Origin of the sequence: Pseudanabaena sp. 'Roaring Creek' (genome assembly GCF_001402795.1) — a bacterium.
Lineage (GTDB): Bacteria > Cyanobacteriota > Cyanobacteriia > Pseudanabaenales > Pseudanabaenaceae > Pseudanabaena.
Genome location: NZ_LIRE01000377.1, coordinates 1 through 5,958, shown reverse-complemented (window position 1 = coordinate 5,958; position 5,958 = coordinate 1). Strand labels below are relative to the sequence as shown.

Sequence of the window (5,958 nt, the reverse complement as noted above, 5' to 3'; positions counted from 1 at the left end):
ATATAGCTACAGTCACTTGACTTAGGACAAATCAAATCCCAAGAATTGACTGGCGGCGCTTCGCGCCGCCAGTCAATTCTTGGGATTTGATTTGTCCTAATACACTTGGCGACAGCTATAGCATCCCGATGAGGCGAAGGGCAAAATCCTATATTGATAAAGTGCTCTAAAATTGGATTGATATAGAGCAATATTAAGATAACTCAGTGAAACTTCACATCCTGTATTTTTGCTACAAAGTCATCAACTTCATTCTAACAAATCGTCTTTTTATCTCTTTTATAATCATTTCGGGTTTCGTTTTTGGAACAGATTTCTTATTTACAACTCAATGGGATCGGCTCCAAGAATTTTCCCCAACAACGATCGGTATTGACTTTGCTCCAGAAGTCTGGTTGTCACTTCTTAGCTTGGTTTTGGGAACTCTGATTATCGTCATCTCCATCGCCTCCCAAAATCTTCCTAAACTGGTTGATTTGTACATGCAAGATTGGCAAAGCTTATTTTATGTCTGGTTTTTGGTGTTAGCAGGGATCCATGCAGTTTTAGCAAAAGTCCGCGTCGAAGAAGATCGCTCCTTTCTTGCCAGTGCAGTTTTGAATGACTGCCTATTTCTCCCATTAGCGATCGTTTTAGTATTTCCCTATATCTATTACATTCTCCGTTGTACCAAACCAGTCACCGTCATCGAACGTATTTTTGCTAATCATCTACAACAGGTTAACCTACTTCCCAATCCCTATGTTTCCATCCTTCTTAACAATCCCCAGTTTAAAAGTGCTTACCAGTCTCGGCTATTTGCATCTCTCAATCAGTTAGACAATCTATTAAGCTATGTGACTCTAAAGGAAGCGCAGGCTCAGATTATTGAACAGATTACGGAACTTGTTGATCGCTATATCACTTTAAAACCGAACATCAATCCCCAATTCTTTTTAATAGGGCAAGAAGTCCGCACTGATATTTCCTTTCGTACCACTATTGAGTTTGAAGACCTAGAGCGATCGCGCATATTTTACGAGCAAAAGTGCTTTCGGCTGCTCAACAATGCCTATACGCAATTCATCGAAAAGCATGAATTTGATTTAGCTTCCCTATGCGTCTCCGAAATTTATCGAGTGGGAATTACCGCCATATCTATAGGGGACGATCGTTTGATCGATACCACGATCGTCCGTTTTAATACCATATTGCGGATTGCATTAAAGCATGGAACTCGCAATAATGAAGCCCGCAACCTCTATAATTTTGCTTTTCATTATGGGAACTTCATCTCCAATCTAGTCCATTCCCATAAAATCGAGCAGGCAAAGCTAAGTTTCCATTACCTGCGACTTTATGGGACGGAAATTTTTAAGTATGGCAAAACTAGCCCCGTCATGTACTTCATTGTCGATGTGTTTGCGGCTGAAATGAAAAAGATCCTCATGCTCGCCCATGAGTTAAATTTAGATACGGCCCTGCAAAGCGAGTTACTCTTTGAGATGCTACAGGTTGATAGTCTTCCTAATTTCATGAAAGATGACCTCGACAAAGGGCAATTTGTGGATAATGGTGTCCGAACCCTGCAAATTGGACTAGCCCTTTTTTATCTAAAAAACGATCGCCCTGAATTTGTCGAACGAATTATTAACGATATTATTGACGATTTAGAATATTGGGGTAAAGAGTCATTTTGTCGCTTGATCGAGATGACTTGCAAACATTTGCAGCTATTTAATCATCACTTCTGGGAGGATACCGATCGGGGCAACCTGAATATCTACTACACGCCATACAAAGATTATATCGATCAATTTCAAGACCTCCTCATATCGCGAATTCGTCTCTATGCTGATAACAGCCTCGAACTAGATCGCCAAAGGGAAGAACTATCAGCAAAAGAGCTAGAAAGAATTTTAGGACGTTTTCACGAACAAATGCTCCGCTATTTACATCGCTTTTCGCCTGAGAAATAGATTAAAGTAGCTCTGGTTTCGGCTGCTCAGCCGACGTTAGCTGAGCGTAGTCGAAGCTAGCGTTGGTTGAGCGTAGTCGAAACTGTAACATAATGAGATATTTTTATCCGCAAGTACCTTAGCACCTAAAACATGAGAAAACCATTTAATGCTCCAAAGCGCGAAAAGTAAGGTAATTTAAGCAAATAGAATAATCGCGCAGACTTGCTAAAAATTTCATGATATTGCCCTGTTGTCTTAATTTCACTGAGCGTTTAGATTAGATGCAATACCACTAAATATCTAAAGGTAGTTTGAAAGAAACTGACCGCAGGCTGTTTAGGCTCTGCGGATAGCAGCAACCATTTGCAGACTTTGTTTACAACGTTTGAGATAAAAATCATGGCTAAATCTATATCCGAAACATCTTCTACTCCTTCGAGCCAATGGTGGCGTGGATTGATCATGGTACTTCTAGCGACCTTGTTTTTATCAATCCAAAATGTCTTAGTTAGAATCGTCCAATATAACGGGAAGTATCCATTAAAAATTCTCGGTGGACTAATTCCTTCTAATGTATATGTGGATGCCGATCCCGCAAATCCCCTACAAGTACCGTTGCTAGTACTATTGGTGCGAATCGCCTTTGTTGTGCCCCTGCTATGGACTGTTTTGCCAGTACTTAGACCAGGCTCGGAAGAACAAGCCCTATCAGTCCTGAAGGGTTACAATCCCAAATTACTAATGAAGGTAATCGCGGCTGGGCTGTTGCTATTTTTATCTCAAACAGGGACATACTTAGCGGTCTCAATTGTTGGTCCAGCAACCGCTTTAACAGTATTTTTTATCTATCCTGTAGTCACTACTTTGTTAGCGTGGCGATTATTTGGCGATCGCCCATCATGGAAACAATGGCTAGCCATTGGCTTAATTATTAGCGGTTGCACGTGGGTTCTATTTAGCACAGTTCCAGGGGCTGCATTTAAAAGCGATATTGTGGGACTGATCTCCGCTGCCTTTGCGGGGATCGTTTTTGCATTGGAGGGAGTCATCGCCCAATCTTGTTTTAATAAAATCAACCCAGCTACCTTTACAGGGCTAATTTTTACCGTCGAATTTGTAATTTTGCTGATTGTATGTGTTGCTTTTATTCACATCAATCTGAGCCAAGGGCTAATTATCATGGGCTTATTGCTTTGTTTTGCGACCCTATTTGGATATTTGTTTAATAATTTTGGGATTAAAGCTATAGGTGCGGCTTCAACGGCAATTATTGGCTCTAGTGGACCTGCCGTTACAGCGATTCTATCAGTATTAATTCTTAATGACAAAATACCATCTTGGATTGCAATCTTTTTAGTTACTATTGGTGTTGTCTTAATGAATTTAGAAAAAATCAACAAAAAGCCAATTGCCAATGTAGTCTCTGCCGCCCAAGAACAAGATTAGTAGGATATCTAAAATCCAGAAATAACCAGAAATAATTTGATATAAGACTAGACATACGTGGCCAGCTTAAATGGCACAGAATTGCTATATATTGTTGTCACCCTTGCTTGTATTGGCATAACAAGTTAAGAAATGACTACGCCATTTCTTAACTTGAAAAACCTGTCGAGGTTTAGTTTTTAATACACAAATTTAATACACAAATTTAATACACAAATTTAATACACAAATTTAATACACAAATTTAATACACAAATTTAATACACAAATTTAATACACAAATTTAATACACAAAAGTGTTATCACCCTTGCTTGCATTGGTATAAGAGTAATACCAATTACCAAAATGGCAACGCCATTTTGGTAATCTCAAAACCTTACTGGGTTTGGTTTTTAATTCATGAAAGTGTTGTCACACTTTCGTGAATTGGTATAATTGGTATAATTGGTATAAGAGTATATGCGTAAGAGTTTTAGGAACCTAATTTCGGTTGTATTAACCTGCCTGTCTTTGTCAACTTTATCTTTGTCAGCTTTATTGGTTGTCGAAGTGAGTCCCGAAAGGGGAGCTAATGCGAGGGATTTACCGCAATTAGAAAGAGCTTCACGATTGGTAAAAGAAGCCATCACCCTCGATGATAATCAACCAGAAAAAGCGATCGCATTACTCAAACAAGCCTTACAAATATACTCTCAAGTCAATAAAAGTGTGGACGAATTCGTTCTTGAGGAATTAGGAGGTTTATACCTTCAGATCGGACAATACCAAAGAGCGATCGATGCCTACGAAAAAATTGTAAATTTAAGTAGACAAAACAAGTATCGCTTCCTAGAACAACAAGCATTAAACGAATTGGGCTATGCCTACATGCTTAGTGATAATTGTCCAAGGGCAATAGAAATTTATCAGCAGGCTTTAGCCATCGATAATCCTGAATTGAGTCCCATTGAGAATAATTTCACATCTCTTAGTGATATGGGAACTTGCTACGAGCATCTGGGACAATATCAAAAAGCACTGGAATTCCATCAGCAAGCCTTAGCGATCGCTAAGATCAATAATGGAAGCAATAATGGAAGTATTAATGAAAGCATTAATGGAAATATTGACATCAAAAATTCGCTAATCGGTATGGCAGAAGCCTATACGGGTTTAGGAGAATATCCAAAAGCTAACGAGTTCTTTAATTTAGCACTTGCTAGCAAAGAGCGCCTTACCGATGGCAATGATCGAGCAAAGATTGGACTAGGAAATGTTTACAAAAAATTAGGAAAGGTCGAGCTAGCCATTGACTTGTACCAACAAGCATTCGATATTGCCAGACAAAACAATATCAAGGAAGGAGAAATAAATGCTCTCAATGTCTTAGGAAATACTTACCTCGAACTAGGTCAGTATCAAAAAGCGGTTGAATCATTCCTTAAAACAGTTGAAATCGTGAAGCGAACCCACCACTACAGAGGCTTCTTAACCGCTTTGAATGGGCTCGGTAAAGCCTACGAAAAGTTAGGTCAATATAACCTCTCAAGAGCATATTTTCAAGCATCCTTAGCCTTTAAAATGCAAAGTAGCGATCGCGATTAGTGTTGATTACCTTTTTCTTAATTTTTTAGCCAACCCAAACCCACACCAACTAAAAGAAACAATCCCATCGCTAGGCGATACCAGACAAAAAGCCAAGTACTATGCTTTTCTAAGTATTTCAATAATAAAAAGATTGCTAAAAATGCGGAAATACTAGCGGAAGTCAGTCCTAATAGGAGAATAGCCCAACCATGCAAATCTAATCCAGCTTTAGCGAGCGTCGCCATTTCCACAGCCCCAGCCAAAATAATCGTGGGTAATCCTAATAAGAAAGAGAACTTTGCCGCCGTTTCCCTTTCCATTTTTAAAAAGAGTGCGGCTGTAATGGTCGATCCCGATCGCGATACCCCTGGAATCAGGGCAAAAACTTGTGCAATTCCGACAAAAACACCATCGATTAGGGTTAACTGCTCAAAATTACGCTTGCGGCTTCCCCACTTTTCGGCAGCTGCAAGTAATAGAGACATCACGATTGAGGCAATCCCAATGGTAACTAACGTCCGCAAAGGCGAGTTGCAAGTATCGAGAGTTTTCTTTAACAAAAGTCCGACGATCGCGATCGGAATTGTCCCTGCAATCAGTCCTAATAGCAACCGAAAAGATTTAGACATATAGTCTTTACGAAGGATTGCCCGATAGGAACTCCCTAACAAGCGCGTAATATCTTGCCAAAAATAGGTGAGGACTGCTGTTAAACTTGCTAGCTGCATCGCCGCCGAAAAAGCAGATCCAGGATCGGGTAAACCTAAAAAACTCGGAACTATACGTAAATGGGCAGTACTACTAATTGGTAATAGTTCGGTAATACCTTGCACGATCCCAAGAATCACAATACCAAACCAATTGATATTCACAAAGTCGAGATTAACCGCACTATTCTCGTTACAAACCGCAGCAGACAGCAAAAATGAATGCATCATAAAAAATAATTACTCCTCAAATTAGTCCTCACAGTGGAGGCTAACAATTAACTAAGGGACTTGCTAG

The 5,958-nt window shown here is 39.6% G+C and carries 4 protein-coding genes; 3 read left to right on the top strand and 1 reads right to left on the bottom strand.

The features are described 5' to 3' along the window. Nucleotides 1–206: 206 nt before the first annotated feature. The 3 genes from AC805_RS12815 to AC805_RS12800 all read left to right on the top strand — a co-directional run bounded on the left by AC805_RS12815 (nt 207) and on the right by AC805_RS12800 (nt 4,971). The gene (locus tag AC805_RS12815) at nt 207–1,958 is read left to right on the top strand and encodes a hypothetical protein (protein ID WP_055075800.1); all 1,752 of its coding nucleotides are present in this window, start codon (nt 207–209) and stop codon (nt 1,956–1,958) included. A gap of 381 nt (nt 1,959–2,339) precedes the next feature. Next, complete coding sequence (locus AC805_RS12805) at nt 2,340–3,386, top strand: DMT family transporter (protein WP_082429489.1); 1,047 nt, start codon at nt 2,340–2,342, stop codon at nt 3,384–3,386. Between the two features lie 526 nt (nt 3,387–3,912). Then, complete coding sequence (locus AC805_RS12800; protein ID WP_197278721.1) at nt 3,913–4,971, top strand: lipopolysaccharide assembly protein LapB; 1,059 nt, start codon at nt 3,913–3,915, stop codon at nt 4,969–4,971. Between the two features lie 17 nt (nt 4,972–4,988). Here AC805_RS12800 and AC805_RS12795 read toward each other — a convergent pair whose 3' ends face one another. Continuing rightward, nucleotides 4,989–5,891 (bottom strand): undecaprenyl-diphosphate phosphatase, encoded by a 903-nt coding sequence (locus AC805_RS12795; RefSeq protein ID WP_055075796.1) that lies wholly within the window; start codon nt 5,889–5,891, stop codon nt 4,989–4,991. Nucleotides 5,892–5,958: the final 67 nt, after the last annotated feature.